We start from the raw sequence: 25220 nt of genomic DNA, 5'->3' as shown, positions 1-25220 counted from the left end.
CGGTGTTGCGGACGGCCATGACGATCGTGGCGCCGTTGCGGGCCAATTCGCGGGCGGTCACCGCGCCCAGCCCGCTGTTGGCGCCGGTGATGATCACCGTGCGCCCGGCGAATGACGGCAGATCTGCGGCTGTCCAGTCGGTCATGGTTGCCAACCCTACGGCGCGATGTCGAACTCCAAGGGTGGTGGGGCGACCCACATAGTCCGCCCCCGGCGACTGCTGTGGCAGAAGTGACCAGAACAACGACCGGCGGCCCAATTACTTTGCGGCGACTACGAATCCGCGGATGATGGCCTCGATGTCGCTAGACTCCGCCGCCGCCTGGTCGGCCATGCTGGTGATGGTTAGCTGCACCAGGTATCGTTGCTTGTCCGGCGGCGACCCGGTGGGGATGACGATTCGGTTCCAGCTGTGCAGCCGCGCGCCGTCGAGGTCGTAGCTGCCCTGGATCATCGACGACGGAAAGCCGTTGAAATCCGCATTCGAGGCGTCCAACTGCTTGAAGTTCTCGAACAGTTGGGCATCGTCGTTGCCGTGCTTGACCACTTGGGCGGGGTCGAAATCCCCGCGCAGCGCAAAGACCACCAGCCGTGCGGTCGGATAGCTGCGGCCCTTCGCGATGATCAGCGTCGCCGGCGCGATGTTCGGATTGGTGAACGGCGCCCAGCCCGGCGGCGTCGGGATGGACACCGTCAGATCGGTCAGCTTGTCCAGCGCCACCTGCTGACCCGTGACGCCGATGCTTTCCAGGTACTGCGAAAGCGGCACCGGCTTTTCGGTCGTCGTGGTGGCGCTTGTGGCTGCCGAACTCTTCGCCCAGATCGACTGATAGTCAGGGGGTTTGGGCGCGCACGCGCCCACCAACGCCGTCAGCGCGACCACGGCGACGCCGACCGCGCAGCGTTTCACAAAATCTCGCGAACCGTGTCGATCGGCCGAGCCAACCGGGTGCCCTTCGGCGTCACGACAAACGGTCTTTCGATCAGGATGGGATGCTCGGCCATGGCGTCGAGCAACTCGTCGTCGGTCGCCTCGGCAAGCCCGAGTTCGGTATACAGCGCTTCGCGCTTGCGCACCGCGGTGCGCACGTCAATCCCCGCGTCGCGGATCATGCGCACCAACTCTTCGCGGGACGGCGGCGTCTTCAGGTACTGGACAATGTCCGGCTCAAAGCCGTTGTCCCGCAGCAAGTCCAGCGTCTTACGCGACGTGGTGCACTTGGGGTTGTGGTAGATGACGGCATCAGCGGAACCGGAAGCCATCTAGGCGTCTCCGTCAAACAGTCCTGTGACTGAGCCGTTTTCGAAGACCGCACGGATGGTGCTGGCCAGCAGCGGCGCGATGGACAAAACCGTCAGCTGCGGGAAACGCTTCTCGTCGCCGATCGGCAGCGTGTTGGTGACTATCACCTCGCGCGCGCCGCACGCGGCCAGTCGCTCGGCGGCGGGGTCGGAGAGCACCCCGTGGGTGGCCGCGATGATCACGGCGGCGGCGCCGTCGTCGTGCAGCAGCTTGACCGCGCCGGCGATGGTGCCACCGGTGTCGATCATGTCGTCGATCAGCACGCAGCACCGGCCGGCGACTTCGCCGACAACGCGGTTGGACACCACCTGGTTGGGCACCCGCGGATCACGCGTCTTGTGGATGAAGGCCAGCGGCACACCGCCCAGTGCATCGGCCCACTTCTCGGCGATGCGCACGCGGCCGGAGTCCGGGGAGACCACGACCATGTTGCCGTCCGGATAGTTGTCAGCGATGTAACCGGTCAGCAGGTTTTGCGCGCGCATGTGGTCCACGGGTCCGTCGAAGAAACCCTGGATCTGATCGGTATGCAGGTCCACGGTCACGATCCGGTCGGCGCCGGCCGTCTTGAGCAGGTCGGCCACCAGCCGCGCCGAGATCGGTTCGCGGCCGCGGTGCTTCTTGTCCTGCCGGGCATAGGGATAGAACGGCATGACGGCGGTGATGCGCTTGGCGCTGCCGCGCTTGAGCGCGTCGATCATGATCAGCTGCTCCACCAGCCAGGTGTTCACCGGCGCCGGGCAGGACTGCAGGACGAAAGCGTCGCAACCGCGTACCGATTCGTGGAAGCGCACGAAGATCTCGCCGTTGGCGAATTCCCGCGCCGTCTGCGCGGTGACGTGGACGTCGAGTTCCTTGGCTACCTGCTCGGCCAGCTCGGGGTGGGCGCGGCCGGAGAACAGCATCAAATTTTTGCGGTTATCGGTCCAGTCGTGGCTCAACGTGCTGCCCTCGCCATATCGGGGAAGAGATAGGGATCAAAGAAGGAATGGAATGCCTCATCGTACGTAGCGAAGGGTACCGATATTTGGCTGGGTTGCCAGATAACGAATTCAGGGTGTCTGTTCGGATTCAGGATTCCGGGCGTCCCGCTTGACCGTCTCGTTGGCTTTCGAGGCCGCCTGTGCCGCCGCGGTCCCAGGCCGTTTGCGCTGCACCCAGTCCTCGATGTTGCGTTGCGGGCCGGCCGAGACCGCCAGCGCCCCGGGCGGCACATCTTCGCGCAGCACGGTTCCCGCGCCGGTGTATGCGCCGTCGCCGACGGTCACCGGGGCCACGAACATGGTGTCGGACCCGGTGCGGACGTGCGAGCCGATCGTGGTGCGCCGTTTGGTCGTGCCGTCGTAGTTGACGAAGACACTGGACGCGCCGATGTTGCTGTGCTCGCCGATGTCGGCGTCGCCGACGTAAGTCAGGTGCGGCACCTTGGTGCCAGTGCCGATGGTCGCGTTCTTCGTCTCGACGAACGCGCCGAGCTTGCCATCGGAGCCCAGCACGGTGCCCGGCCGCAGGTAGGTGAACGGCCCGACGGTGGCGCCATCACCGATCGTCGACGACGCGCCGTGGGTGCGGACCACCGAGGCGCCGTCGCCGACGGTCACGTCGGTCAGGCTGGTGCCCGGGCCGAGGACACAGTTAGTACCGATCCGGGTGCGGCCCAGCAGCTGGGTGCCGGGCTGGATCACGGTGTCACGGCCGATCGTCACGTCGACGTCGATCCACGTGGTAGCCGGGTCGACGACGGTCACCCCGGCCAGCTGGTGGGTGGCGACGATCCGGCGGTTGAGTTCGGCGCCCACCTCCGCCAGCTGGACGCGGTTGTTGACGCCGGCCACCAGCGCGCTGTCGTCGACGTGCCGGGCGATGACCATCCGGCCGGCCCGGCGAAGGATGGCCACGACGTCGGTGAGGTAGAGCTCCTGCTGGGCGTTGTCCGCGCTGAGCTGGTCGAGCGCGGAGCGCAGGGCGGCGATGTCGAACGCGTAGACCCCGGCGTTGACCTCGCGGATCTCGCGTTGCGAATGCGTGGCGTCGCTGTGTTCGACGATCGCCATCATCTCGTTGTCCTGGGTGCGCAGGACGCGGCCGTAGCCCAGGGGATCGCCCAGCGTGGTGGTCAGCACCGTCGCCGCGGCCGAGGCGGCATTGTGGGTGGCGATCAGGTCGGCCAGCGTGTCGGTGTCCAGCAGCGGCGTATCGCCGGAGGTGACGACCACGATGCCGGCGTAGTCGTCGGGCAGTGCGGGCAAGCCGCACTCCACGGCGTGCCCGGTGCCCAGCGGCCGGTCCTGCAGCGCGACGTCGATCGGTCGCCCGAGGGTGTCGGCCAGCTCGGCGACCAGCGGCGAGATGCGGTGGTGGTCGTGGCCCAGCACCACGACCAGGTGTTGTGGGGCCAGCTTGGCGATCGCGTGCAGCGAATGCGACAGCATGCTGCGACCGGCGAGCGTATGCAGCACCTTGGGGGTGTCAGATTGCATCCGAGTGCCGGGCCCGGCGGCCAGGACCAGGACCGCGGTCTCACCACCAGATGTCATCGAATCTCCTTCACTCACTTATTCGCGATCGTGCGTGTCTGTACGCCGACACGCCGTCAAGCGTGGCATTTCGTGCACGCTCGGGGCAAAGAGGCTCGGGGCAAAGGGCCTCGGGGCCTAAAGCGAAGCTCCGTCGCCAGGACTCGAACCTGAACTTTCTGAACCAAAATCAGAGGTGCTGCCGATTACACCACGACGGATTGCTGCTGCGCCCGGACCAACTTCGCGGCAACCAGCCTAGACGGTAAACCGATACCCTTGTTGACGTGGCAGCGCCGGACAAGGAAGTGCGGGCGCCGCGCGCCCGGATGACCGGTACCGAGCGTCGGCTGCAACTCATCGGCATCGCGCGATCGCTATTCGCCGAGCGCGGCTATGAGGGCACGTCGATCGAAGAGATCGCCCAGCGCGCCAACGTGTCCAAGCCCGTGGTCTACGAGCATTTCGGTGGCAAGGAGGGCCTGTACGCCGTCGTCGTCGACCGGGAGATGTCCGCGCTGCTCGACGGGATCACCTCCTCGTTGACCAACAACCGGTCCCGGGTGCGCGTCGAACGGGTCGCATTGGCGTTGCTCACCTACGTTGAAGAACGCACCGACGGCTTCCGCATCATGATCCGCGACTCGCCGGCCTCGATCAGCTCGGGCACCTACTCGAGCCTGCTCAATGACGCCGTCAACCAGGTCAGCTCCATTCTGGCCGGCGATTTCGCCCGCCGCGGCCTGGATCCGGAGCTGGCCCCGCTGTACGCCCAGGCGCTGGTCGGCTCGGTCTCGATGACGGCGCAATGGTGGCTCGACACGCGTGAGCCCAAGAAAGAGGTCGTCGCGGCCCATTTGGTCAACCTGATGTGGAACGGCCTGACGCATCTGGAAGCCGATCCGCGGCTGCAGGAGGATTAGCCAGGCCACTAGCCACAGTCGCGGGACAGCAGGTCGCCGACGGTCTCGCGGCGCACCAACTCGCGGGCCCGGCCATGCTTGACCGCGACCACCGGCGGCCGGCCCACCAGGTTGTAGTTCGACGCCATGCTGTGGTGATACGAACCGGTGCACGCCACCGCCAACAGGTCCCCGGGATGCACGTCGACCGGAAGCTCGATATCGCGGGCGATCTCGTCGCCGGCTTCGCAGTGCCGGCCCGCCACGGTCACGCGCTGCTTTACCCCGAGCGGATGCCGGTTGGCCAGCGCCACCGTGTACCGGGCGCCGTACAGCGACACCCGCGGGTTGTCGCTCATCCCGCCGTCGACCGCGACAAAGGTGCGGCCACCCGGCTGCGTCTTCACCGAACACACCCGATAGAGCGTCACGCCGGCCCGGCCGCTGATGCCGCGGCCGGGTTCCACCACGATGGCCGGGCGGGGGAAATGCTCGGCGGCGCAGGCTTCGTCCAGCGCGTCCTCGATCACCCGCGCCAGCTCGTAGAGGTCCAGTTCGCGGTCGCCCGGAACGTACGGGATGCCGTGGCCGCCGCCGATGTTGAGTTCTGTGAGGAGCACGCCGTGCCGGGCGCGGACGTCGGCCATGGCCGCGATCATCCGATGAATGGCCTCGCCGTACAGGGCCGGGTCGGTGACCTGCGAGCCGATGTGGCAGTGCAGCCCGATCAGGTCGAGGATCGGATGCGCCAGTACCCGCCGGACCGCGTCGTCGGCGTGGTCGTCGTACAGACTGAAGCCGAACTTCTGGTCGCTGATGCCGGTCGTGACCGCCCGGTGGCCGTGGATGTCGACATCGGGCGTCACCCGGATCAGCACCCGCTGGCGTCGTCGCGCCAGGCCGGCCAGGTAGGCGATCTCCATGCCCGAATCCAGCACGATGCGTCCCACCCCGACACCGACCGCCTCGCGCAACTCGTCGGGTGATTTCGCGTTGCCGTGCAGGATGATGCGGGACGGGTCCACCCCACCGGCGAGGGCGACGGCCAGCTCGCCGCCCGAACAGACGTCGACGCCGAGGCCCTCCTCGTGCGCCCACCGCGCAACCGCGGTGGTCAGCAGCGACTTTGCGGCGTAGACGACCTCGGCATCACGCAACGCCTGGTGGTAGCGGCGCGCGCGCCGGCGGAAGTCGGTCTCGTCGATCACATAGGTCGGGGTGCCGAACTCGTCGGCGATGTCGGCGAGTGGCACGTTGCCCATGCACAGTTGGCCGTCCTCGTCGGAACACGTGGTGAGCGGCCAGATAGCCGGGTCGAACCGCCGCGGCGCGGCCTGTCGGATCGACGGCAGCATGTCGAGCAATGTCATGCATTCAAGCTGCGCTCGAGCCGGGTCCGGTGGTGTTTTCCTTACGGTTTCTTGACGGTGCCCAGGCCAATATTGACGAGCTCGGGGTGCCGTCGGATGGCCCCTAGAATGGGCTGCATCATGACCGCACCGGGGGCTGCCAGCCCAGACACCCCGATCGCGGGGCTCCTCGAATTGGCGCTCACCGCGCCGACATTCACCCAGCTCATCGAGCGTGCCTCCGATCGACCCGACGAACTGCGGCTGGTTGGTCCGGCCAGCGCGCGGCTGTTCGTCGCCGGCGCTCTGGCACGGCAGGGGCCCTTGCTGGTGGTGACCGCCACCGGCCGCGAAGCCGACGATCTGGCCGCCGAGCTCCACGGTGTGTTCGCCGACGCGGTGGCCGTGTTCCCGTCCTGGGAGACGCTGCCGCACGAGCGGTTGTCACCCGGCGTCGATACCGTCGGCACCCGCCTGATGGTGCTGCGCCGGCTCGCCCACCCCGATGACGCCCGGCTGGGCCCGGCGCTGCGCGTGGTGGTCACCTCGGTGCGCTCGCTGCTGCAGCCGATGACGCCCGGTCTGGGCCAGGTGGAACCGGTCACCCTGGGCATCGGCCTGGAAATCGCCTTCGAGCAGGTGATCGCCCGGTTGGTCGAGCTGGCCTACACCCGGGTGGACATGGTCGGCCGCCGTGGCGAGTTCGCCGTGCGCGGCGGGATTCTGGACATCTTTCCGCCGACGGCCGAGCACCCGGTGCGGGTCGAGTTCTGGGGCGACGAGATCACCGAGATGCGGATGTTTTCCGTCGCCGATCAGCGCTCCATTCCGGAGATCGACATCGACACCCTGGTCGCGGTGCCGTGCCGCGAACTGCTGCTCACCGACGACGTGCGCAAGCGCGCCGCGCGGTTGGCGGCCCAGGCGGCCGCACGGCTGCCGGCGGGCGAAGCCACCAGCACCGGCAGCCTCACCGACATGTTGGCCAAGCTGGCCGAGGGCATCCCGGTCGACGGCATGGAAGCGCTGCTGCCGGTGCTTCTTCCGCCGGAAGAAGGGGCGGACGGGGCTCACGCGCTGCTCACCGATCAGCTCGCCGACGGCACGCCGGTGCTGCTGTGCGATCCGGAGAAGGTGCGCGCCCGGGCCGCCGACCTGATCAAGACCGGCCGCGAGTTCCTGGAGGCGTCGTGGTCCGTGGCGGCCCTGGGCAGCGATGCTCCCATCGACGTTGAACAGTTGGGCGGCTCGGGGTTCGCCGGGCTGGACGAGGTGCAGGCGGCTGCGGTGGACGCCGGTCACCCGTGGTGGACGCTGAGCCAGCTGTCCGACGAGTCGGCCATCGAGCTGGACATCCGCGCGGCGCCCTCAGCGCGCGGGCATCAGCGCGACATCGACGGCATCTTTGCGATGCTGCGCGCGCACGTCGCCACCGGCGGTCACGCGGCGGTCGTGGCGCCCGGCACCGGGACCGCACACCGGGTCGTGGAGCGGCTGGCCGAATCCGATACGCCCGCCGCGATGCTGGGCGCCGGCGCGGCGCTCAAGCCCGGCGTGGTCGGGGTGCTCAAGGGCCCGCTGCACGACGGCGTCGTCATACCGGGTGCCAACCTGGTCGTGATCACCGAGAAGGACCTGACCGGCACCCGGGCCACCGCCGTCGAGGGCAAGCGCCTGGCCGCGAAGCGGCGCAACACCGTCGACCCGCTAGCGCTGACCGCCGGCGACCTGGTGGTGCACGATCAGCACGGCATCGGGCGGTTCGTGGAGATGGTCGAACGCACGGTCGGCGGCGCGCGGCGCGAGTACCTGGTGCTGGAGTATGCGTCGAGCAAACGGGGAAGTGGCGGTGAGAAAAACACCGACAAGCTGTATGTGCCGATGGATTCCCTGGACCAGCTGTCGCGGTATGTCGGGGGGCAGGCGCCGGCGCTGAGCCGCCTGGGCGGCAGCGACTGGACCAACACCAAGACCAAGGCCCGCCGCGCGGTGCGCGAGATTGCCGGCGAGCTGGTGTCCCTGTACGCCAAGCGCCAGGCCAGCCCGGGCCACGCGTTCGCGCCGGACACGCCATGGCAGGCCGAGATGGAGGACGCCTTCGGGTTCACCGAGACCGTCGACCAGCTCACCGCCATCACCGAGGTCAAGGCCGACATGGAAAAACCGGTCCCGATGGACCGGGTGGTCTGCGGCGACGTCGGCTACGGCAAGACCGAGATCGCGGTGCGGGCGGCCTTCAAGGCGGTGCAGGACGGCAAGCAGGTCGCGGTGCTGGTGCCCACCACGCTGCTGGCCGACCAGCATCTACAGACGTTCCACGACCGAATGGCCGGATTCCCGGTGACCGTCAAGGGCCTGTCGCGGTTCACCGATCCCGCCGAGTCCCGCGCGGTGATCGACGGCCTGGCCAACGGGTCGGTGGACATCGTGATCGGCACGCACCGGTTGCTGCAGACCGGGGTCCGGTGGAAGGACCTCGGCCTGGTCGTCGTCGACGAGGAACAGCGCTTCGGCGTCGAGCACAAGGAGCACATCAAGTCGCTGCGCACCCACGTCGACGTGCTGACCATGAGCGCCACGCCGATCCCGCGCACGCTGGAGATGAGCCTGGCCGGGATTCGCGAGATGTCGACGATCCTGACCCCGCCCGAAGAGCGCTACCCGGTGCTCACCTACGTCGGCCCGCATGACGACAAGCAGATCGCGGCGGCGTTGCGGCGCGAGCTGCTGCGCGAGGGGCAGGCCTTCTACGTGCACAATCGGGTCAGCTCCATCGACCAGGCGGCCGCCCGGGTGCGTGGGCTGGTGCCCGAGGCGCGGGTTGTTGTCGCGCACGGGCAGATGCCCGAGGACCTGCTGGAACGCACCGTGCAGGGATTCTGGAACCGCGAACACGACATCCTGGTGTGCACCACGATCGTCGAAACCGGCCTGGACATCTCCAACGCCAACACACTGATCGTCGAGCGCGCCGACACCTTCGGCCTGTCCCAGCTGCACCAGCTGCGCGGCCGGGTCGGCCGCAGCCGCGAGCGCGGCTATGCCTACTTCCTGTATCCGCCGCACGCCCCGCTGACCGAGACGGCCTACGACCGGTTGGCCACCATCGCGCAGAACAACGAGCTGGGCGCGGGCATGGCCGTCGCGCTGAAGGACCTCGAGATCCGCGGCGCCGGCAACGTGCTGGGCGTCGAGCAGTCCGGGCACGTCGCCGGGGTGGGGTTCGACTTGTATGTGCGGCTGGTGGGGGAGGCCGTCGAGGCCTACCGGTTGGCCTTGCAAGCGGCCTCGGACGGGACGACGGTCATCACCGCCGAGGAGCCCAAGGACGTGCGGATCGACCTGCCGGTGGACGCGCACCTGCCGCCGGACTACATCGCCAGCGACCGGTTGCGGCTGGAGGGTTACCGGCGGCTCGCCGCCGCCTCGGACAACGCCGCCGTCGCCGCCGTCGTGGAGGAGCTCGTCGACCGTTACGGGCCGCTTCCCGAACCCGCCCTGCGGCTGGTGGCCGTGGCGCGGTTGCGGTTGCTGTGCCGAGCTTCCGGCATCACCGAGGTTTCGGCCGCGTCGGCGGCGACGGTGCGAGTCTCGCCGGTGACGTTGCCCGACTCCGCTCAAATCCGGCTCAAGCGGATGTATCCGGCGGCGAGCTATCGTGCCACCACCTCTACCGTGCAGGTTCCAATCCCGCGCGCCGGTGGTGTCGGCGCGCCCCGCATCCGCGACGTCGAACTGGTGCAGATGGTCGCGGATCTGGTGACGGCGCTGGAAGGGAAGCCGCAGCAGGATTTAATGGATACAGCCGAGCCTGGCGCGGGGTCGAGAAAGGAGCGGCAAGCACGATGATTGTCGTCCTGGTCGATCCTCGGCGGCCATCGCTGGTGCCGGTCGAAGCCATCGAGTTGCTCCGCGGCCAAGTGCAATACACCGAGGAGATGCCGGTCGCGGTGCCCTGGACGCTCCCGGACGCGCATCCGGCGTACATCGGAGAGGACGCACCGGTGTTGTTGTCGTCCGACCCCAACCACCCCGCCGTGGTGGCACGATTGGCCGCCGGAGCCCGGGTGATCTCGGCGCCGGACCGCCAGCGGGGCGAGCGACTGCTCGATGCCGTCGCGATGATGGACAGGCTTCGCACCGACGGGCCGTGGGAAAGCGAGCAGACCCACGACTCGTTGCGCCGCTACCTGCTGGAGGAGACCTACGAGCTGCTGGACGCGGTGCACAACGGCAACCCCGAACAGCTGCGTGAGGAGCTCGGCGACCTGCTGTTGCAGGTGCTCTTCCATGCCCGCATCGCCGAGGACGCGGCGCAACTGCCCTTCACCATCGACGACGTCGCCGACACGCTGCTGCGCAAATTGTCCTATCGCGCACCGGGAGTTCTTGCAGGCGAGTCGATTTCACTGGAAGAGCAGCTGGCGCAGTGGGAGGAACGTAAGGCAGCGGAAAAGTCGCGCAACTCGGTGTTGGACGACGTGCACACTGGTCAGCCCGCGCTGGCGTTGGCGCAGAAGGTGATCCAGCGTGTCCAGAAAGCCGGATTGCCCGCCGAGCTGATTCCCGCCGAGATAACCTCGATCTCGGTGACCGCTGAGGACGATGTCGAAAACGCTATTCGCACAGCGGTTTTAGACTTCGTGGAGGCCGTGCACCGGGTGGAGAAGGCAATCGCGGCGGCACGACGGGGCGATGTCGTGGCAGCGGAACTCGACGCGACGCCACTCGGGGTGATTACCGCGGAAGAATGGAAAGCCCACTGGCCGGCCGAGGTCTCTGAGGTGGCGGCCGCGGAGCCCGAGTCGCCGGCCCCCGAGAATGTCGACGAGCCCGCAGAGCAGCCCAAAGCCGCCAAGCGGCGCAAGGGTCGGCGGTAGGCCGACTCGGATTTGGCGAGGTCGCCTGAGCTTAGCCAGCGTCCAGTATCGTTTGCCACGTCCAGCGTGTTTCTCTGTTTTCAGCAATCATCAGTTTGCTTGCTCGTCAGCATGTTTGCCCGGATGTATGCTCATTCGCGGCTAACTATTCTATCCACTAGCTAACTCGCTCCGGTTTGGAGGAATTGGCAATTGCGTGTGCTGCGGGCGGTCGGCACCGGGGCGGCCGGTGAACCCGTGGGACGATGTCCGTGGCCCGGACGAGCTACAGCAGCTACAGGCGAGCTGCAGGTAAGAGCCGCAGGGGAGGTTAGGAGCACACGTGACGCCGAGACGCTGGTTGCGTACGGTCGCCGTCATCGGCGCGACCGCGATGCTGCTGGCGTCGAGTTGCACCTGGCAGCTCAGCCTTTTCATCCCGGAGGGCGTGCCGCCGCCGGCTGGCGATCCGGTGCCCCCGGTGGACACCCACGCCAGTGGCCGGCCCGCGGACCAGTTGCGGGAGTGGGCGGAAAAACGCTCTGCGGCATTGGAAATACCGGTGATCGCGCTGGAGGCCTACGCGTACGCCGCCCGGGTCGCTGAGGTGGAGAACCACAAGTGCCACATCGCGTGGACCACGCTGGCAGGCATTGGCCAGGTGGAAAGTCACCACGGCACCTACCGGGGCGCGGTGCTGTTACCCAACGGGGATGTGACGCCTCCCATTCGGGGTGTTCGCCTCGATGGCACGGGGGGCACCCTGCGCATTGTCGATGACCCCCCCGCGGGCGCCGTGGCCGCCGATGCCGGGGTGGACCGTGCGATGGGGCCCATGCAGTTCATCTCCGAGACCTGGCGGTTGTACGGCGTCGACGCCAACAACGACGGGATCGTCAGCCCGGATAACATTGACGACGCCGCGCTCTCGGCGGCAGGCTACTTATGTTGGCGCGGAAAGGATCTCGCTACACCGCGAGGCTGGATAACGGCCCTGCGCGCCTACAACAACTCCGGGGTCTATGCGCGGGCCGTCCGGGACTGGGCGACCGCCTACGGCTCGGGTCATCACCTGTAGCAGGATGATCCGGGAACCCAGGCCTTACGCTAGATGGCGTCCCGGGGCCGCCACCGAGTCCACCACGCGATCTCACGACGCACGCAAGACGACAAGGAGAACCCAGTGCCGATTATCGAGCAGGTCGGGGCCCGCGAGATCCTCGATTCCCGGGGTAACCCGACCGTCGAGGTCGAGGTGGCGCTGATCGACGGGACGTTCGCCCGCGCGGCGGTGCCGTCGGGCGCGTCGACCGGCGAGCACGAGGCCGTCGAGCTGCGCGATGGCGGCGATCGGTACGGCGGCAAGGGTGTGAAGAAAGCCGTGCAGGCTGTTCTCGATGAGATCGGCCCGGCCGTCATCGGGCTCAATGCCGACGATCAGCGGCTGGTCGACCAGGCGCTGGTGGATCTCGACGGAACCCCCGACAAGTCGCGGCTGGGTGGCAACGCGGTCCTGGGTGTTTCGCTGGCGGTGGCTAAGGCGGCCGCCGATTCTGCTGAGCTGCCGCTGTTCCGGTACGTCGGCGGGCCCAACGCGCACATCCTGCCGGTGCCGATGATGAACATTCTCAACGGTGGCGCGCACGCCGACACGGCCGTGGACATTCAGGAATTCATGGTGGCTCCCGTAGGTGCGCCCAGCTTCACCGAGGCGCTGCGTTGGGGCACCGAGGTGTACCACGCGCTCAAGGCGGTGTTGAAGAAGGAAGGATTGGCCACCGGCCTGGGCGACGAGGGCGGCTTCGCCCCGGATGTCGCCGGCACCACCGCGGCGCTGGATCTGATCAGCCGGGCCATCGAGTCGGCGGGTCTCAAACCGGGCATCGAAGTGGCGCTCGCGCTGGACGCCGCCGCCACCGAGTTCTACACCGACGGCACCGGTTACAGCTTCGAAGGCTCAACGCGCTCCGCCGAGCAGATGATCGAGTTCTATTCCGGTTTGCTCGGCTCGTATCCGCTGGTATCCATCGAAGATCCACTGTCCGAAGACGATTGGGACGGCTGGGCATCCTTGACGGCGGCCATTGGCGACCGGGTGCAGATAGTCGGCGATGACATCTTCGTGACCAACCCCGAGCGGCTGGAGGAGGGTATCGAGCGCGGCGTCGCAAATGCGTTGCTGGTCAAGGTGAATCAGATCGGCACGCTGACTGAGACGCTCGACGCGGTGGCGCTGGCCCACCACAGCGGATACCGCACGATGATGAGCCACCGCAGCGGCGAGACCGAGGACACCACGATTGCCGATCTGGCGGTGGCCGTCGGCAGCGGGCAGATCAAGACGGGCGCCCCCGCCCGTAGCGAACGCGTCGCCAAGTACAACCAGCTGCTGCGGATCGAGGAGGCGCTCGGCGACGCCGCGCGTTACGCCGGCGATCTGGCGTTTCCGCGCTATGCCGTGGAGGCAAAATAGTTGCCCGAAGCCAAACGGTCCGATTCGAAGCGGCGTGCCCCGGCATCACGTCCGGCGAAGGCCGGTGACTCGGCTCGCGGCCGTCGCTCCACGAGCCGCGCCAAGCCCGCCAAGCCGGTGCAGACTGCATCCGGAGCCCGGGCGACGACCGAGCACATCGTCGAACCCATCAAGCGCTCGATCGCCGAATCGCTCGAGCAGCGATCCGAACAGCGGTTGGGCTTTACCGCGCGGCGAGCGGCGGTGTTGGCCGCGGTGGTCTGCGTCCTGACCCTGACCATTGCCGGCCCGGTGCGCACCTACTTTGCCCAGCGCACCGAAATGGAGCAGCTGGCGGCGACCGAAGCCGCGCTGCGCCGCCAGATCGCCGACCTGCAGCAGCGGAAGGACAGGCTCGCCGACCCCGCCTACGTCGCAGCGCAGGCCCGCGAGCGTCTGGGTTTCGTGAAGCCGGGAGACATCCCGTTCCAGGTCCAACTCCCGCCGACGGCCGGGGCATCCGCGCAGCCGGGTTCGGACGCGGGCGGCCCGGCCAGGAACGAGCCCTGGTACACCTCGCTGTGGCACACCATCGCCGACAACCCGCACCTGCCACCGGCGGCGCCGGAGCCCCCGCCGGCCGGTATCGCGCCACCCGACTCCCCGGCGCCCACAACGCCCGGTGGTTGATCGTGCCGACCTGGAGGCCGTGGCGCGCCAGCTCGGTCGCCGGCCGCGCGGCGTGCTCGAGATCGCCTATCGTTGCCCCAACGGCGAGCCCGGCGTGGTGAAGACCGCGCCGAAACTTCCTGACGGCACACCGTTTCCGACGTTGTACTACCTGACCCATCCGGTGCTCACAGCGGCGGCCAGCCGGTTGGAGACGACGGGGTTGATGCGTGAGATGACCGAACGGCTAAGGGCGCAACCCGAACTGGCCGACGCGTATCGTCGGGCGCACGAGTCGTATCTGGCGGAGCGTGACGCAATCGAGGCGCTGGGGACTGGGTTTTCGGCCGGAGGCATGCCCGACCGCGTCAAGTGCCTGCACGTGCTGATCGCCCACTCGCTGGCCAAAGGACCCGGCGTGAATCCCCTTGGCGACGAGGCGTTGTCACTGCTGGCCAAAGATCCGGCAATGGCCTCGGTTCTGGTCGTGGACCGATGGTGACCACGCGTGTCGCCGCAATCGACTGCGGCACCAACTCGATTCGGCTGCTGATCGCCGACGCTAGCGGCGGGAAGCTGCGCGACGTGCACCGCGAGACGCGAATCGTGCGGCTGGGTCAGAGCGTCGATGCGACGGGGGTATTCGCACCGGAAGCGATCTCCCGGACTCGCGTCGCGCTCACCGACTACGCCGCCTTGGTTCAGACCCAGCACGCCGAACGGGTGCGGATGGTGGCCACGTCGGCCGCCCGTGACGTGGCCAACCGTGACGACTTCTTCGCGATGACAGCTGACGTGTTGGGCGCGGTGATCCCCGGCTCGGTTGCCGAGGTGATCACCGGCACCGACGAGGCGGCACTGTCCTTCCGCGGTGCTGTCGGCGAATTGAGCAGCGCCGGTGCGCCTTTCGTCGTGGTGGACTTGGGCGGCGGCTCCACCGAGATCGTGCTGGGCGACAGCGCGGTCGTGGCCAGCTACTCGGCGGACATCGGCTGTGTCCGGGTGACCGAACGGTTTTTACGCTCCGATCCGCCGGCGCCGGACGAGGTGGCAGCGGCGCGCCGGATGGTCCGCGAGCGGCTCGTCCCCGCGCTGCGCGCGGTGCCGGTCGAGCGCGGCCGGACCTGGGTCGGGCTGGCCGGAACCATGACCACGTTGTCCGCGCTGGCCCAGGACATGACCACGTATGACGCTGCGGCCATTCATCTCTCGCGGGTGGCCTGCGCAGAACTCGTGGCCGTGTGTGATCGGTTGATCGCCATGACGCGGGCCGAGCGCGCCGCGCTGGGTCCGATGCACAAGGGCCGCGCCGACGTGATCGGCGGCGGTGCGATCGTGGTGCAGGAGTTGGCGCGTGAGCTTGGCCAACGGGCGGGCATCGACTCGCTGACCGTGAGCGAGCATGACATCCTGGACGGCATCGCGCTCTCGATCGCCGGCTGAGTCGCAGCCGCCGCCTCGATTACTAGGCGCATCCACAACAGTGGCCTGTGTCGGAGGCACCACCCGATGTGCCCGCCTTTGCGCGACAACTTCATTCGCGTCGCGGCAGGCGCGTCGCGTCGCGGCACGGCGCCACCAAACTGTCGCTCAGAGCCGGGCACATCGGGTGTCGACCGATGAGACACAGGTGACACGCCACCTCACGCCTCGAACCGGTAGCCCATGCCCGATTCGGTCAGCAGGTGTTTGGGATGGGACGGGTCCTTTTCGAGTTTGCGCCGCAACTGCGCCAGATACACACGCAGATAATGTGTTTCGGTGGCATACGCCGGCCCCCACACCTCTTTCAACAGTTCCTCGCGGCCGACCAGCTTGCCGCGGTTGCGGACCAGCATTTCGAGCATGCCCCACTCCGTCGGAGTCAGATGCACCTCGGCGCCGTCCTTGACGACCTTTTTGGCTGTCAGATCGACCGTGAACGAATCGGTTTCGACAACCGGCTGCTCGACCTCCGACGATGCCGCGTTGCGGCGGACCGCCGCGCGCAGCCGGGCCAGGAACTCGTCCATGCCGAACGGTTTCGTCACGTAGTCGTCGGCGCCGGCATCAAGGGCCTGCACCTTGTCGGACGAATCCGTGCGCGCCGACAACACGATCACCGGGGCCGTCAGCCATCCCCGCAGTCCGCCGAGCACCTCGATGCCCGACATGTCCGGCAAGCCCAAATCCAGTACCACCACGTCCGGCGGGTGCTCGGCGGCGGCACGCAGGGCGCCCGCCCCCGTCGAAGCGGTGAGCACCTCGTACCCGCGCACGGACAGGTTGATCCGCAACGCGCGCAGGATTTGCGGCTCGTCGTCGATCACCAAGACTCGGGTCATGCGTCACCCGTCGGCGCGGCCAGATCCACCACAACGGTGAGCCCGCCACCCGGGGTGTCGCCGGCGGTGATGGCGCCGCCCATGGCCTCGACGAAACCGCGGGCCACCGACATCCCCAATCCCACGCCGGTGGTGTTGTCGTGATCACCGAGCCGCTGGAAGGCCGCGAAGACCTGCTCCTCGGCGCCGTGCGGGATCCCGGGACCCTCGTCGATGACGTTGATCAGGACGCGCTCACCGACGCGCCCGGCATTGACCCTGACCACGCAATCGGGCGCGTAGCGCAGCGAATTGTCGATCAGGTTGGCCAGCACCCGTTCCAGCAGCCCGGCGTCGGCCAGCACCACCGCGTCGCCGACGTCGACCTTGACACGGTCAATGCCGGACCGATTGAAGCCGGTGGCGCCCTTGCCGATGCTGACCAACGCGCGCTGCACCGTTTCTTCCAAGTACACCCGGCTCAGTTCCGGGTGTACCGCTTCGGCGGCCAGGCGCGACGAATCGAGCAGGTTCCCCACCAACGCGGTGAGCTGGTCGATGGACTCCTCGATGGTGGCCAGCAGCTCGGCGGTGTCGTGCGGCGAGAACGCGACGTCCTCGGCCCGCAAACTGGACACCGCCACCTTGGCCGCCGCCAGCGGGGTGCGCAGGTCGTGGCTGACCGCCGAGAGCAGCGAGCGCCGCAGCTCGTCGGCCCGCACGATCGCTTCGGTCCGGCTGGCATCCTCGGCCAGCTCCCGCTGCCTGATCAGGCCGGCGGCCTGATTGGCCACCGCGTTTAGCACCCGGCGGTCGCGCGCGGAAAGCTTCTTGCCGGCCAGCAACATCCAGAATTCGTCGTCACCGACCTCGATCGCGGTGTCGGCCGAATCGACGGTGGTGCACGGGTCGTGGCCGACCGACGCGACGACAGCACTGTCCTTGGGCGCACCTTCCTCGGTGTGCTCGCGCAGCATGCTGACCGCGCGCTGCGAGTACGTCTCGCGCACCCGCTCCAACAGCGTGTCGAGATCGGCGCCGCGCAGCACCGATGCCGCGAACAACGTCAACAGCTCGGCCTCCTGCGACGCCAGTCGGGCCTCGCGCGCGCGTTTGGCCGCGCCGTCGACCAGAATCGCGACCGCAACCGCGATCAGCAGCAGCACCAATTCGGTGATGGCGTTGCTGGGTTCGGCGATGGTGAAGCTGTGCCGCGGGGCGATCAGGTAGTAGTTGAGCAGCAGCCCGGACAGCACCGCCGAAAGTGCCGCCGGCGCAACGCCTCCCAGCAGGCCCACGACCAACACGCCGACGAAGAACAGCGCGCTCTCGCCGCCGTTGTCGAGATACCGGTCCAAATAGGTGACCGTGACGGCGCAGATGAGCGACGGCACGACGAACGCCGCGAGCCAGGACACCACGCGCCGTTCCCGGGGCGCGAACTGGGTGATCCGGAAGCCGCGCTTGGATTCCTCGTGGGTGACCATGTGCACGTCGATCTTTCCGGACCGCTGCACGATGGTCGGGCCGATGCCCTCCTCGAAGATGCGTGCCCACCGGGATCGGCGAGACGTGCCGATCACCAGCTGGGTGGCGTTGATCTCGCGCGCGAAATCGAGCAGGGCGTTGGGCACGTCGTCGCCGAGCACGGCGTGCACCGAGGCGTCCAGGCTGCCCGCGAGCTCACGAAGCTTGGCCATCCGAGGCTCTGACACGCCGGTCAATCCGTCGCCGCGCACGACGTGCACGACCATGAGTTCGGCGCTGGATTTCGACGCGATCCGGGATGCTCGCCGGATCAACGTCTCCGACTCCGGGCCCCCGGTGACCGCCACCACCACCCGCTCCCGCGCCTCCCAGGTGGCGGTGATCTTCTTGTCCGCGCGGTATTTGGCCAGCGCGGTGTCGACCTGGTCGGCCAGCCACAGCAGCGCCAGTTCCCTTAGTGCGGTGAGGTTTCCGGGCCGGAAGTAGTTGGACAGCGCCGCGTCGATCTTTTCCGGTGCGTAGACATTGCCGTGGGACAGCCTGCGGCGCAGGGCTTCCGGCGTGATATCGATGAGCTCGATCTGTGCCGCCTGGCGCACGATCGAATCCGGGATGGTCTCCTTTTGTTCGATGCCGGTAATCTGGGCGACGACGTCGTTGAGGCTTTCCAGATGCTGCACGTTGACGGTGGAGATCACCGTGATTCCGGCGTCCAGCAGCTCCTCGACGTCCTGCCAGCGCTTGTGATTCTTGCTGCCCGGCGTGTTGCTGTGGGCGAGCTCGTCCACCAACACCACCTGCGGGTGCCGTGCCAGCACCGCAGGCACGTCCAGTTCGGCGAAGCTGCTGCCCCGGTACTCGATGTAGTGCGGCGGAATGACCTCGATGCCCTTAAGCAGCTCAGCGGTTTTCGCGCGTCCGTGGGTTTCGATCACACCCGCCACCAGGTCGGTGCCGCGCTCCACTCGCCGGTGCGCTTCACCGAGCATGGCGTAGGTCTTGCCGACCCCCGGAGCCGCACCGAGGTAAATGCGAAGCTCCCCGCGCCGGCGATGGTGGTCCTGCACAGTCACTGAACCATCATCCACCAATACGTCAGCTCGAAACGGGGTACCTGCGGTCGAGATCCAGGTTGAGTTGCAGCACGTTGACGCGCGGTTCGCCGAAAATCCCCAGGTCGCGGCCGTTGGTGTGCTGCTGCACGACTTGGCGTATCTGATCTGCGGTGACGTGGCGGGCCTTGGCCACCCGGGCGATCTGAATATCGGCGTAGACGGTCGAGATGTCGGGGTCCAGGCCGCTGCCGCTGGCGGTGACGGCGTCGGCCGGAACCGCCGGACTGGCCGGCGCGGCGCCGCGAATGGGAACGATCTGCCCGCTCGAGTAATCCTCGCCAAACTTTGCACACTCGATCCGCACGCCTTGGTAAAGGTCCTGGAACGGTTGGGTGTTGGACCCGCACGGCTCGTTTACGCTGACGACTCGGCTCGGGTGGGTGACATAGCCGCGCGCATCACGGGGACCCATCACCGACAGCACCGCCCCGACGCCGCCGCCAGTACAGAACGGCCGCGACCCGGCCCCTTCTTCCAGACCCTCCGCCTTCGCGACGGCCGCGCTGCGCGAGCACACCTGCGTCAGCAGGCTCGGCTTGAACCCGGCGTCCGACGGGCTCGAACCGGCGGCCAGTTTCGCCGGATCGGCGGGGGTGTCGACAATGTTTTCCGGCCCAAGGTTGCTGCCGCCGCTGGCCATCGGGTCATACCCGTTGGCGCCCGCCGCTGACGGCCGGCTCTGGAAATACTGGGGCAACGGGTTGCCGTTGGCGTCGGTGAACAGCTGGCCGATCAGCGCGCTGCCGACCGGTTTACCGCCCACGGTAAGGATCGACCCCTCCGCCTTGCTGTGCAGGCCGGGGATCAGCGCGACCAACCAGATCAGCAACGGGTAGCCGAAGCCGAAGATCACGGTGAAGACGAGCAGCGCGCGCAGCGCGGCCCAGTGCTGACGAATCAGGTTGCCAAATTTCATATCTCAGGCCATCCCGGGGAGTAGTTGAACGACCAGGTCGATGAGCTTGATCCCGATGAACGGGGCCACGATGCCACCCAAGCCGTAGATGTAGAGGTTGCGACTGAGCAGTTTTGACGCGCGGCTCGGCGTGTATCGAACACCGCGCAGCGCCAACGGAATCAGGGCGACGATGACGACGGCGTTGAAGATCACCGCGGACAGGATCGCCGACTGCGGGCTGTGCAGCCGCATCACGTTGATCAGGTCCAGGCCGGGGAAGATCGCCACGAACATCGCCGGGATGATCGCGAAGTACTTCGCGATGTCGTTGGCGATCGAGAACGTGGTCAATGCCCCACGGGTGATCAACAGCTGCTTACCGATCTCCACGATCTCGATCAGCTTGGTGGGGTCGGAGTCCAGGTCCACCATGTTGCCGGCCTCTTTGGCCGCCGACGTGCCGGTGTTCATCGCCACTCCCACGTCGGCCTGGGCCAGCGCCGGCGCGTCGTTGGTGCCGTCGCCAGTCATCGCCACCAGGCGGCCACCCTGCTGCTCTTTCTTGATCAGCATCATCTTGTCTTCAGGGGTGGCCTCGGCGAGGAAGTCGTCGACGCCGGCCTCATCGGCAATCGCCTTGGCGGTCAACGGATTATCGCCGGTGATCATCACCGTCCGGATACCCATCAGGCGCATAGCATCGAACCGGTCTCGCATACCCTGCTTCACAACATCTTTGAGGTGAATGACACCGAGAACCGTTCCCACTTCGGCCTTATCGGCCGAATCGCCGGCGTGGATGACCTGACCCACGACCAGCGGCGTTCCGCCGGCGGCGGAGATCCCGTCCACGATCTCGCCGAGTTCGGCGGGGACGGTGCCCCCGTGACTGCGAACCCACTCGGCCACCGAGTTGGCCGCGCCCTTGCGCAGCTGTCGCCCGTCGAGGTCGACACCCGACATCCGGGTCGTCGCGGTGAATTCCACCCAGTGGGCGTTGGCCAACTCTCCGGGTGTCCGCGCCCGCAACCCGTAGGCCTCTTTGGCGTAGACGACGATGGAACGGCCCTCCGGGGTTTCGTCGGCCAGGCTGGACAGCTGCGCGGCGTCGGCCAGGTCCCCGTGGGTCACCCCGCTAACCGGAATGAATTCTGACGCTTGCCGATTGCCCAGCGTGATGGTGCCGGTCTTGTCCAGCAGCAGGGTGTTGACATCGCCGGCCGCTTCGACGGCGCGGCCGGACATGGCCAGCACGTTGCGTTGCACCAGCCGGTCCATGCCCGCGATGCCGATCGCCGACAGCAGCGCGCCAATCGTGGTGGGAATCAAGCACACCAGCAGAGCCACGAGAACGATGCCGCTGATGCCATTGCTGTTGAGCGCCGCAGTGTCGGGCACGCCGGGGTTGTTGACCTTGGAGTAGATCGCCAGCGGTTGCAGGGTGGCGACCGCGAACACGAAGATGATGGTCAGCGAGGCCAGCAGAATGTTCAGGGCGATCTCGTTGGGTGTCTTCTGCCGATTCGCGCCCTCGACGAGTGCGATCATCCGATCCACGAAGCTCTCGCCGGGCTTCTGGGTGATCTTGACGACGATGCGGTCCGAGAGCACGGTTGTGCCGCCGGTTACCGACGACCGGTCGCCGCCGGATTCGCGGATGACCGGCGCGGATTCGCCCGTGATGGCCGATTCGTCCACCGACGCAATGCCTTCCACCACGTCGCCGTCGCCGGGAATGACCTCGCCCGCGGTGACCACCACAACGTCGCCCTGCTGCAACAACGGCGCCGCCACTTCTTCGGGTTCGGTGGTGCTGCCCGGCTCCCAGGCTTTCAGCCGGTGGGCTATGGTGTCGGCCTTCGATTTACGCAAGGTGTCCGCCTGCGCCTTGCCGCGCCCTTCGGCCACGGCCTCGGCCAGGTTCGCGAAAACCACTGTCAGCCAAAGCCAGAACACGGTGAGCCAGCTGAACCAGCTGTCGTCACCGAACGCCAGCACCGTGGACCACACGGCACCGATCTCCACGATGAACATCACCGGGTTGCGCCACAGAGTGCGCGGGTCAAGCTTGCGAAGCGCGTCCGGCAGTGACTTCAGCAGCATCGCGGGGTCCAGCAATCCGCCCTGCAGCTTACCGCCGGGCGCCTGGGCGGAACGCTGACTTGACTGGGATTCTTGGGATCTGGTTGTTGTGGTCACGATTTCAGTGAATCCCTTCGGCGAGGGGCCCGAGTGCCAGCGCGGGCAGGAAGGTGAGGGCAACCAGAATGACCGTCACACCCACCACCAGGCCCACGAATTGCGGCTTGTGGGTAGGCAGTGTGCCACTGGACTCGGGCGTCATGCCCTGGCGCGAAAGCGAACCGGCCAGCGCAAGAACCAGAATCATCGGCAGGAACCGGCCGAACAGCATCGCCAAGCCGAGCGCGGTGTTCCACCAGACGGTGTTGCCCGACAAGCCGGCGAACGCGGAGCCGTTGTTGTTGGCCGCGGAGGTGAACGCGTAGAGCACCTCCGAAAGGCCATGCGGCCCGCCCGGATTGGCCATCGCGGCCCGTTCGCCCGGCAGCGCCATAGCGACGGCGGTGCCGACGAGCACGATGAGCGGCGTGGTCAGGAAATAGCCAGAGGCGAGCTTCATTTCGCGTGGCGTGATCTTCTTGCCGAGGTATTCCGGGGTGCGGCCGACCATCAAGCCGGCGACGAACACCGTGATGACCGCGAGGATCAAGATGCCGTACAGACCCGATCCGGTGCCGCCGGGTGCGACCTCGCCGAGTTGCATGTTGAACATCTGCATCATGCCGCCCAGGCTGGTGTAGGAGTCGTGCACCGAGTTGATCGCACCGGTGGACGTCAGCGTGGTCGCGTCGGCGAAGACGGCGGAATCGGCGACTCCGAAGCGCTGTTCCACGCCTTCGTTCGCGGCACCCACTGCCGTGGGGACGGTGCCGTGGTGCTGCAACTGGAACAGCATCATGAAGATGACGCTCAAGACGGCCATGACGCTGACGACGGCGGCGATCGCGTAGCCCTGCTTCTTGCTGTTCACCATGCGGCCGAAGGTGCGGGGCAGCGAGAAGCTGATGACCAACAGCAAGAAGATCTCGACCCAGTTGGTCCACGCGGTCGGGTTCTCGAACGGGTGCGACGAGTTGGCGTTATAGAAGCCCCCGCCGTTGGTGCCGAGCTCCTTTATTGCCTCCTGGCTAGCGACCGGACCGCCGGTAATCGTCTGCTGGTTACCAGCAATCGTGGTGACGACCTGGTCGTTGAGATGGAAGTTCTGGATGGCGCCGCCGGCGATCAGCACGATCGCGGCGAGGATCGAGATCGGTAGCAGGATGCGTAGGGTGCCGCGGATCATGTCCACCCAGAAGTTGCCGAGTTCCCCGGTGCGGCTGCGCGCGAACCCGCGGACGAGCGCGATGGCCACTGCCATGCCGACCGCGGCGGACGCGAAGTTCTGCACCGCCAGACCGGCCATCTGCACCAGGTGACCCATGGTCGATTCGCCGCCGTAGTTCTGCCAGTTGGTGTTCGTGACGAAGCTGACGGCGGTGTTCCAGGCCAGCGCGGGCGTCATGGGCGTACCCGGATTGGCAAGGTGCAGCGGCAGTTTGCCTTGCACGAGCTGCAAGACGAACAGGAAGATCACACTCACCGCCGAAAACGCCAGCAGGCTACGGGCATACGCGACCCAGGTCTGTTCGGCGTCTGGGTTGGCGCCGATCAGCCGGTAGATGAAACGCTCTGTGCGCGAATGCTTTTTGGAACTGTAGACCCGATACATGTAGTCGCCCAGCGGCACATGCACCGCCGCCAAGGCGACAATGAGCAGCGCGAGGAACAGCACACCTGCTGTGGTGGTGCTCATCAGAAGCGCTCCGGAAAGACCAGTGCCGCCACCAGCAGCACAGCGATGAGGACGGACAGGGCCAGCCCTACGACGTTTGCGACGCTCACGATCCCAATTTCAAAGTTGCGCCGAGCGCGCCGAAACACGCCACGGTCAGCAGAAGGTAAACCAGCACAGACATGGGTGTCTTTCGTTGTTGTGTTTTCGATTTCACAAAGCCTCGTGGACAGACAAGAGGCCTCATGGACAGACAAGAGGCTAAGCACGCCAACGGGCGGGCGGCGCCGCCCTTAACGGTTTCTTTACGCTTCGATCTGCGCTTTTGTCCGGATCTTTGCGGCCACGGCACCGCCTCAGGCGGTGTCGGTGGTCGCGATCATCGGAAGCCGCACCCGAAAGACGGTCAGCCCGTGCCCGGATTCGGCGGTGACCGTGCCGTGATGGGCTTTGACGATCGAACTGACGATGGCCAAGCCCAATCCGCTGCCCGACCCGTTGGATCTGGACTGGTCCGCGCGGACGAAACGCTCGAAAAGCTGGGGGAGCAGGTCGGGCGCGATGTCGGGCCCGTCGTCGGCAACCGACAACTCGGCGTACGGCCCCATCGGGCCGTCGTCGTGGCGGGTGATTCCCGTGGTCACGGTGACGCCGGGCGGCGTGTGCATCCGGGCGTTGCTGAGCAGGTTGCTGACGAGTTGGTGCAGCCGCGCGTGATCTCCGCGCACCCAGACTGGTTCGTCGGGAAGGTCTTTGAGCCACGTGTGGGTCGGCGCGGCGACCGCCGCATCGTTGACCGCGGTGATGGTCAGGTCCGCCAGGTCGATGTTCTCGGTCTGCAGGTCTTCGCCCTCGCCCAGCCGCGAGAGCAGCAGCAGCTCGTCGACAAGCAACGTCATCCGCCTGGCTTCCGACTCGATGCGGGCCAGCGCATGTTCGGTGGTCGGCGGTAGCGCTTCGGTTCTTCCACGATCACCGGTGGCGGGGTAGGCACACACAAACGAAAGGGCCGCACACCTTGCGGTGTGCGGCCCTTTGAGTTGTCAGGCCCAGCTGCCGCTTACGGCGCTGTCGGTCTGCGCCATGTTGCTGCCGGCCGTCTGCACGTTCTGGCCGTGCTGGTTGGCCTGCTGGTAGATCACCTGGAAGTTGCGACCCAGCTGGGTGATGAACTCCTGGCAAGCCACCGAACCCGCGCCACCCCAGAAGTCCCCGGCAGCCAGCACATCGCGAACGATGGCCTGGTGCTCTTGCTCCAACGAAGCCGCCTGCGCCCGAATCGTCGCGCCGTGGGCGTCGACGTCGCCGAACTGATAGTTAATGCTCATTGTCTATGTCCTCCTGAATTGAAGTTTGTTGGGTTTACCGGATTACGTCAGCTACGGAGGACAGCCTGCGAGGCCTGCTCTTGCTGCTCGTAGTTGTTGGCGTCGCGGACCAGACCATCGCGCACCCCGTGCAGCATGTTCACGATGTTGCGGAAGGCCTGATTCATCTGACCCATGGTGTC

General features: G+C 67.0%; 21 protein-coding genes, 1 tRNA gene and 2 pseudogenes. 8 read left to right on the top strand and 16 right to left on the bottom strand.

What is annotated here, in order from left to right:
• The 6 genes from JO236_RS19990 to JO236_RS19965 form a co-directional block, all read right to left on the bottom strand.
• On the bottom strand, nucleotides 1-145 hold a 145-nt coding region (locus tag JO236_RS19990; RefSeq protein WP_293334527.1), incomplete at its 3' end, for an SDR family NAD(P)-dependent oxidoreductase.
• Between the two features lie 114 nt (nucleotides 146-259).
• A complete protein-coding gene (locus JO236_RS19985) occupies nucleotides 260-910 on the bottom strand; it encodes an LpqN/LpqT family lipoprotein (protein WP_293334518.1) in 651 nt (216 codons plus the stop codon).
• Nucleotides 907-1263 carry an arsenate reductase (glutaredoxin) gene (gene arsC, locus JO236_RS19980; protein ID WP_293334515.1) on the bottom strand — a complete coding sequence of 119 codons (357 nt, stop codon included), beginning with the start codon at nucleotides 1261-1263 and terminating at the stop codon, nucleotides 907-909. The genes JO236_RS19985 and arsC overlap by 4 nt, the downstream gene beginning before the upstream one ends.
• Nucleotides 1264-2244 (bottom strand): ribose-phosphate diphosphokinase, encoded by a 981-nt coding sequence (locus tag JO236_RS19975; RefSeq protein WP_293334512.1) that lies wholly within the window; start codon nucleotides 2242-2244, stop codon nucleotides 1264-1266.
• Between the two features lie 111 nt (nucleotides 2245-2355).
• The gene (gene glmU, locus JO236_RS19970; protein ID WP_293334509.1) at nucleotides 2356-3840 is read right to left on the bottom strand and encodes a bifunctional UDP-N-acetylglucosamine diphosphorylase/glucosamine-1-phosphate N-acetyltransferase GlmU; all 1485 of its coding nucleotides are present in this window, start codon (nucleotides 3838-3840) and stop codon (nucleotides 2356-2358) included.
• 128 nt (nucleotides 3841-3968) lie between these two features.
• Nucleotides 3969-4040, bottom strand: a tRNA-Gln gene (locus JO236_RS19965).
• A gap of 108 nt (nucleotides 4041-4148) precedes the next feature.
• Here JO236_RS19965 and JO236_RS19960 point away from each other — a divergent pair.
• Nucleotides 4149-4742, top strand: a complete 594-nt coding sequence (locus JO236_RS19960; protein ID WP_293334524.1) for a TetR/AcrR family transcriptional regulator — start codon at nucleotides 4149-4151, stop codon at nucleotides 4740-4742.
• Nucleotides 4743-4750: 8 nt separating this feature from the next.
• Here the strand turns inward: JO236_RS19960 and lysA are convergent, their stop codons facing one another.
• On the bottom strand, nucleotides 4751-6091 hold the full coding sequence (gene lysA / locus JO236_RS19955; RefSeq protein WP_293334506.1) for a diaminopimelate decarboxylase: 1341 nt from the start codon (nucleotides 6089-6091) through the stop codon (nucleotides 4751-4753).
• A 120-nt stretch (nucleotides 6092-6211) separates the two neighbouring features.
• On the opposite strand from lysA, the gene mfd reads away from it, so the two are divergent.
• The 7 genes from mfd to JO236_RS19920 all read left to right on the top strand — a co-directional run bounded on the left by mfd (nucleotide 6212) and on the right by JO236_RS19920 (nucleotide 15493).
• Nucleotides 6212-9919: a transcription-repair coupling factor gene (mfd, locus tag JO236_RS19950; protein WP_293334503.1), complete on the top strand. Its 3708-nt coding sequence runs from the start codon at nucleotides 6212-6214 to the stop codon at nucleotides 9917-9919.
• Nucleotides 9916-10950: a nucleoside triphosphate pyrophosphohydrolase gene (locus tag JO236_RS19945; RefSeq protein WP_293334500.1), complete on the top strand. Its 1035-nt coding sequence runs from the start codon at nucleotides 9916-9918 to the stop codon at nucleotides 10948-10950. The genes mfd and JO236_RS19945 overlap by 4 nt, the downstream gene beginning before the upstream one ends.
• 322 nt (nucleotides 10951-11272) lie before the next feature.
• A complete protein-coding gene (locus tag JO236_RS19940; RefSeq protein WP_293334498.1) occupies nucleotides 11273-12007 on the top strand; it encodes a lytic transglycosylase domain-containing protein in 735 nt (244 codons plus the stop codon).
• Nucleotides 12008-12112: 105 nt separating this feature from the next.
• Nucleotides 12113-13402, top strand: coding sequence for a phosphopyruvate hydratase (gene eno, locus JO236_RS19935; RefSeq protein ID WP_293334495.1), 1290 nt, complete (start codon nucleotides 12113-12115; stop codon nucleotides 13400-13402).
• Entirely contained in the window at nucleotides 13403-14071 is a 669-nt protein-coding gene (locus JO236_RS19930; protein ID WP_293334491.1) for an FtsB family cell division protein, read from the top strand. It begins immediately after the preceding gene.
• Nucleotides 14064-14552 (top strand): DUF501 domain-containing protein, encoded by a 489-nt coding sequence (locus tag JO236_RS19925; RefSeq protein ID WP_293334489.1) that lies wholly within the window; start codon nucleotides 14064-14066, stop codon nucleotides 14550-14552. The genes JO236_RS19930 and JO236_RS19925 overlap by 8 nt, the downstream gene beginning before the upstream one ends.
• Nucleotides 14546-15493 (top strand): Ppx/GppA phosphatase family protein, encoded by a 948-nt coding sequence (locus JO236_RS19920; RefSeq protein WP_293334486.1) that lies wholly within the window; start codon nucleotides 14546-14548, stop codon nucleotides 15491-15493. Before JO236_RS19925 ends, JO236_RS19920 begins: the two co-directional genes overlap by 7 nt.
• Before the next feature lie 200 nt (nucleotides 15494-15693).
• Here the strand turns inward: JO236_RS19920 and JO236_RS19915 are convergent, their stop codons facing one another.
• From JO236_RS19915 to JO236_RS19875, 9 genes and pseudogenes are all read right to left on the bottom strand, one after another.
• The gene (locus JO236_RS19915; protein WP_293334483.1) at nucleotides 15694-16374 is read right to left on the bottom strand and encodes a response regulator; all 681 of its coding nucleotides are present in this window, start codon (nucleotides 16372-16374) and stop codon (nucleotides 15694-15696) included.
• Complete coding sequence (locus JO236_RS19910) at nucleotides 16371-18932, bottom strand: sensor histidine kinase (RefSeq protein ID WP_293334480.1); 2562 nt, start codon at nucleotides 18930-18932, stop codon at nucleotides 16371-16373. Before JO236_RS19910 ends, JO236_RS19915 begins: the two co-directional genes overlap by 4 nt.
• A gap of 4 nt (nucleotides 18933-18936) precedes the next feature.
• On the bottom strand, nucleotides 18937-19872 hold the full coding sequence (locus JO236_RS19905; RefSeq protein ID WP_293334477.1) for a potassium-transporting ATPase subunit C: 936 nt from the start codon (nucleotides 19870-19872) through the stop codon (nucleotides 18937-18939).
• A gap of 3 nt (nucleotides 19873-19875) precedes the next feature.
• Nucleotides 19876-21984, bottom strand: a complete 2109-nt coding sequence (gene kdpB, locus JO236_RS19900) for a potassium-transporting ATPase subunit KdpB (RefSeq protein ID WP_293334521.1) — start codon at nucleotides 21982-21984, stop codon at nucleotides 19876-19878.
• A 73-nt stretch (nucleotides 21985-22057) separates the two neighbouring features.
• Nucleotides 22058-23731: a potassium-transporting ATPase subunit KdpA gene (gene kdpA / locus JO236_RS19895; RefSeq protein WP_293334474.1), complete on the bottom strand. Its 1674-nt coding sequence runs from the start codon at nucleotides 23729-23731 to the stop codon at nucleotides 22058-22060.
• A complete protein-coding gene (locus JO236_RS19890; RefSeq protein WP_293334471.1) occupies nucleotides 23731-23820 on the bottom strand; it encodes a potassium-transporting ATPase subunit F in 90 nt (29 codons plus the stop codon). Before JO236_RS19890 ends, kdpA begins: the two co-directional genes overlap by 1 nt.
• 246 nt (nucleotides 23821-24066) lie before the next feature.
• Nucleotides 24067-24663, bottom strand: a pseudogene (locus JO236_RS19885) (sensor histidine kinase); the annotation flags it as partial.
• A gap of 90 nt (nucleotides 24664-24753) precedes the next feature.
• Entirely contained in the window at nucleotides 24754-25038 is a 285-nt protein-coding gene (locus tag JO236_RS19880) for a WXG100 family type VII secretion target (protein ID WP_293334468.1), read from the bottom strand.
• A 47-nt stretch (nucleotides 25039-25085) separates the two neighbouring features.
• A pseudogene (locus JO236_RS19875) lies at nucleotides 25086-25220 on the bottom strand (WXG100 family type VII secretion target); the annotation flags it as partial.

Origin of the sequence: Mycobacterium sp. (assembly GCF_019247635.1) — a bacterium.
GTDB lineage: Bacteria > Actinomycetota > Actinomycetes > Mycobacteriales > Mycobacteriaceae > Mycobacterium.
The sequence above is the reverse complement of the archived record's forward strand: the minus strand, read 5'-3'. Positions and strand labels throughout refer to the sequence as shown.

Coding starts and splice junctions, on each gene's coding strand:
- arsC (WP_293334515.1), bottom strand. CDS start 1,263: ATGGCTTCCGGTTCCGCTGATGCCGTCATCTACCACAACCCCAAGTGC.
- glmU (WP_293334509.1), bottom strand. CDS start 3,840: ATGACATCTGGTGGTGAGACCGCGGTCCTGGTCCTGGCCGCCGGGCCC.
- JO236_RS19960 (WP_293334524.1), top strand. CDS start 4,149: ATGACCGGTACCGAGCGTCGGCTGCAACTCATCGGCATCGCGCGATCG.
- lysA (WP_293334506.1), bottom strand. CDS start 6,091: ATGACATTGCTCGACATGCTGCCGTCGATCCGACAGGCCGCGCCGCGG.
- mfd (WP_293334503.1), top strand. CDS start 6,212: ATGACCGCACCGGGGGCTGCCAGCCCAGACACCCCGATCGCGGGGCTC.
- JO236_RS19945 (WP_293334500.1), top strand. CDS start 9,916: ATGATTGTCGTCCTGGTCGATCCTCGGCGGCCATCGCTGGTGCCGGTC.
- JO236_RS19920 (WP_293334486.1), top strand. CDS start 14,546: ATGGTGACCACGCGTGTCGCCGCAATCGACTGCGGCACCAACTCGATT.
- JO236_RS19915 (WP_293334483.1), bottom strand. CDS start 16,374: ATGACCCGAGTCTTGGTGATCGACGACGAGCCGCAAATCCTGCGCGCG.
- JO236_RS19905 (WP_293334477.1), bottom strand. CDS start 19,872: ATGAAATTTGGCAACCTGATTCGTCAGCACTGGGCCGCGCTGCGCGCG.
- kdpA (WP_293334474.1), bottom strand. CDS start 23,731: ATGAGCACCACCACAGCAGGTGTGCTGTTCCTCGCGCTGCTCATTGTC.
- JO236_RS19880 (WP_293334468.1), bottom strand. CDS start 25,038: ATGAGCATTAACTATCAGTTCGGCGACGTCGACGCCCACGGCGCGACG.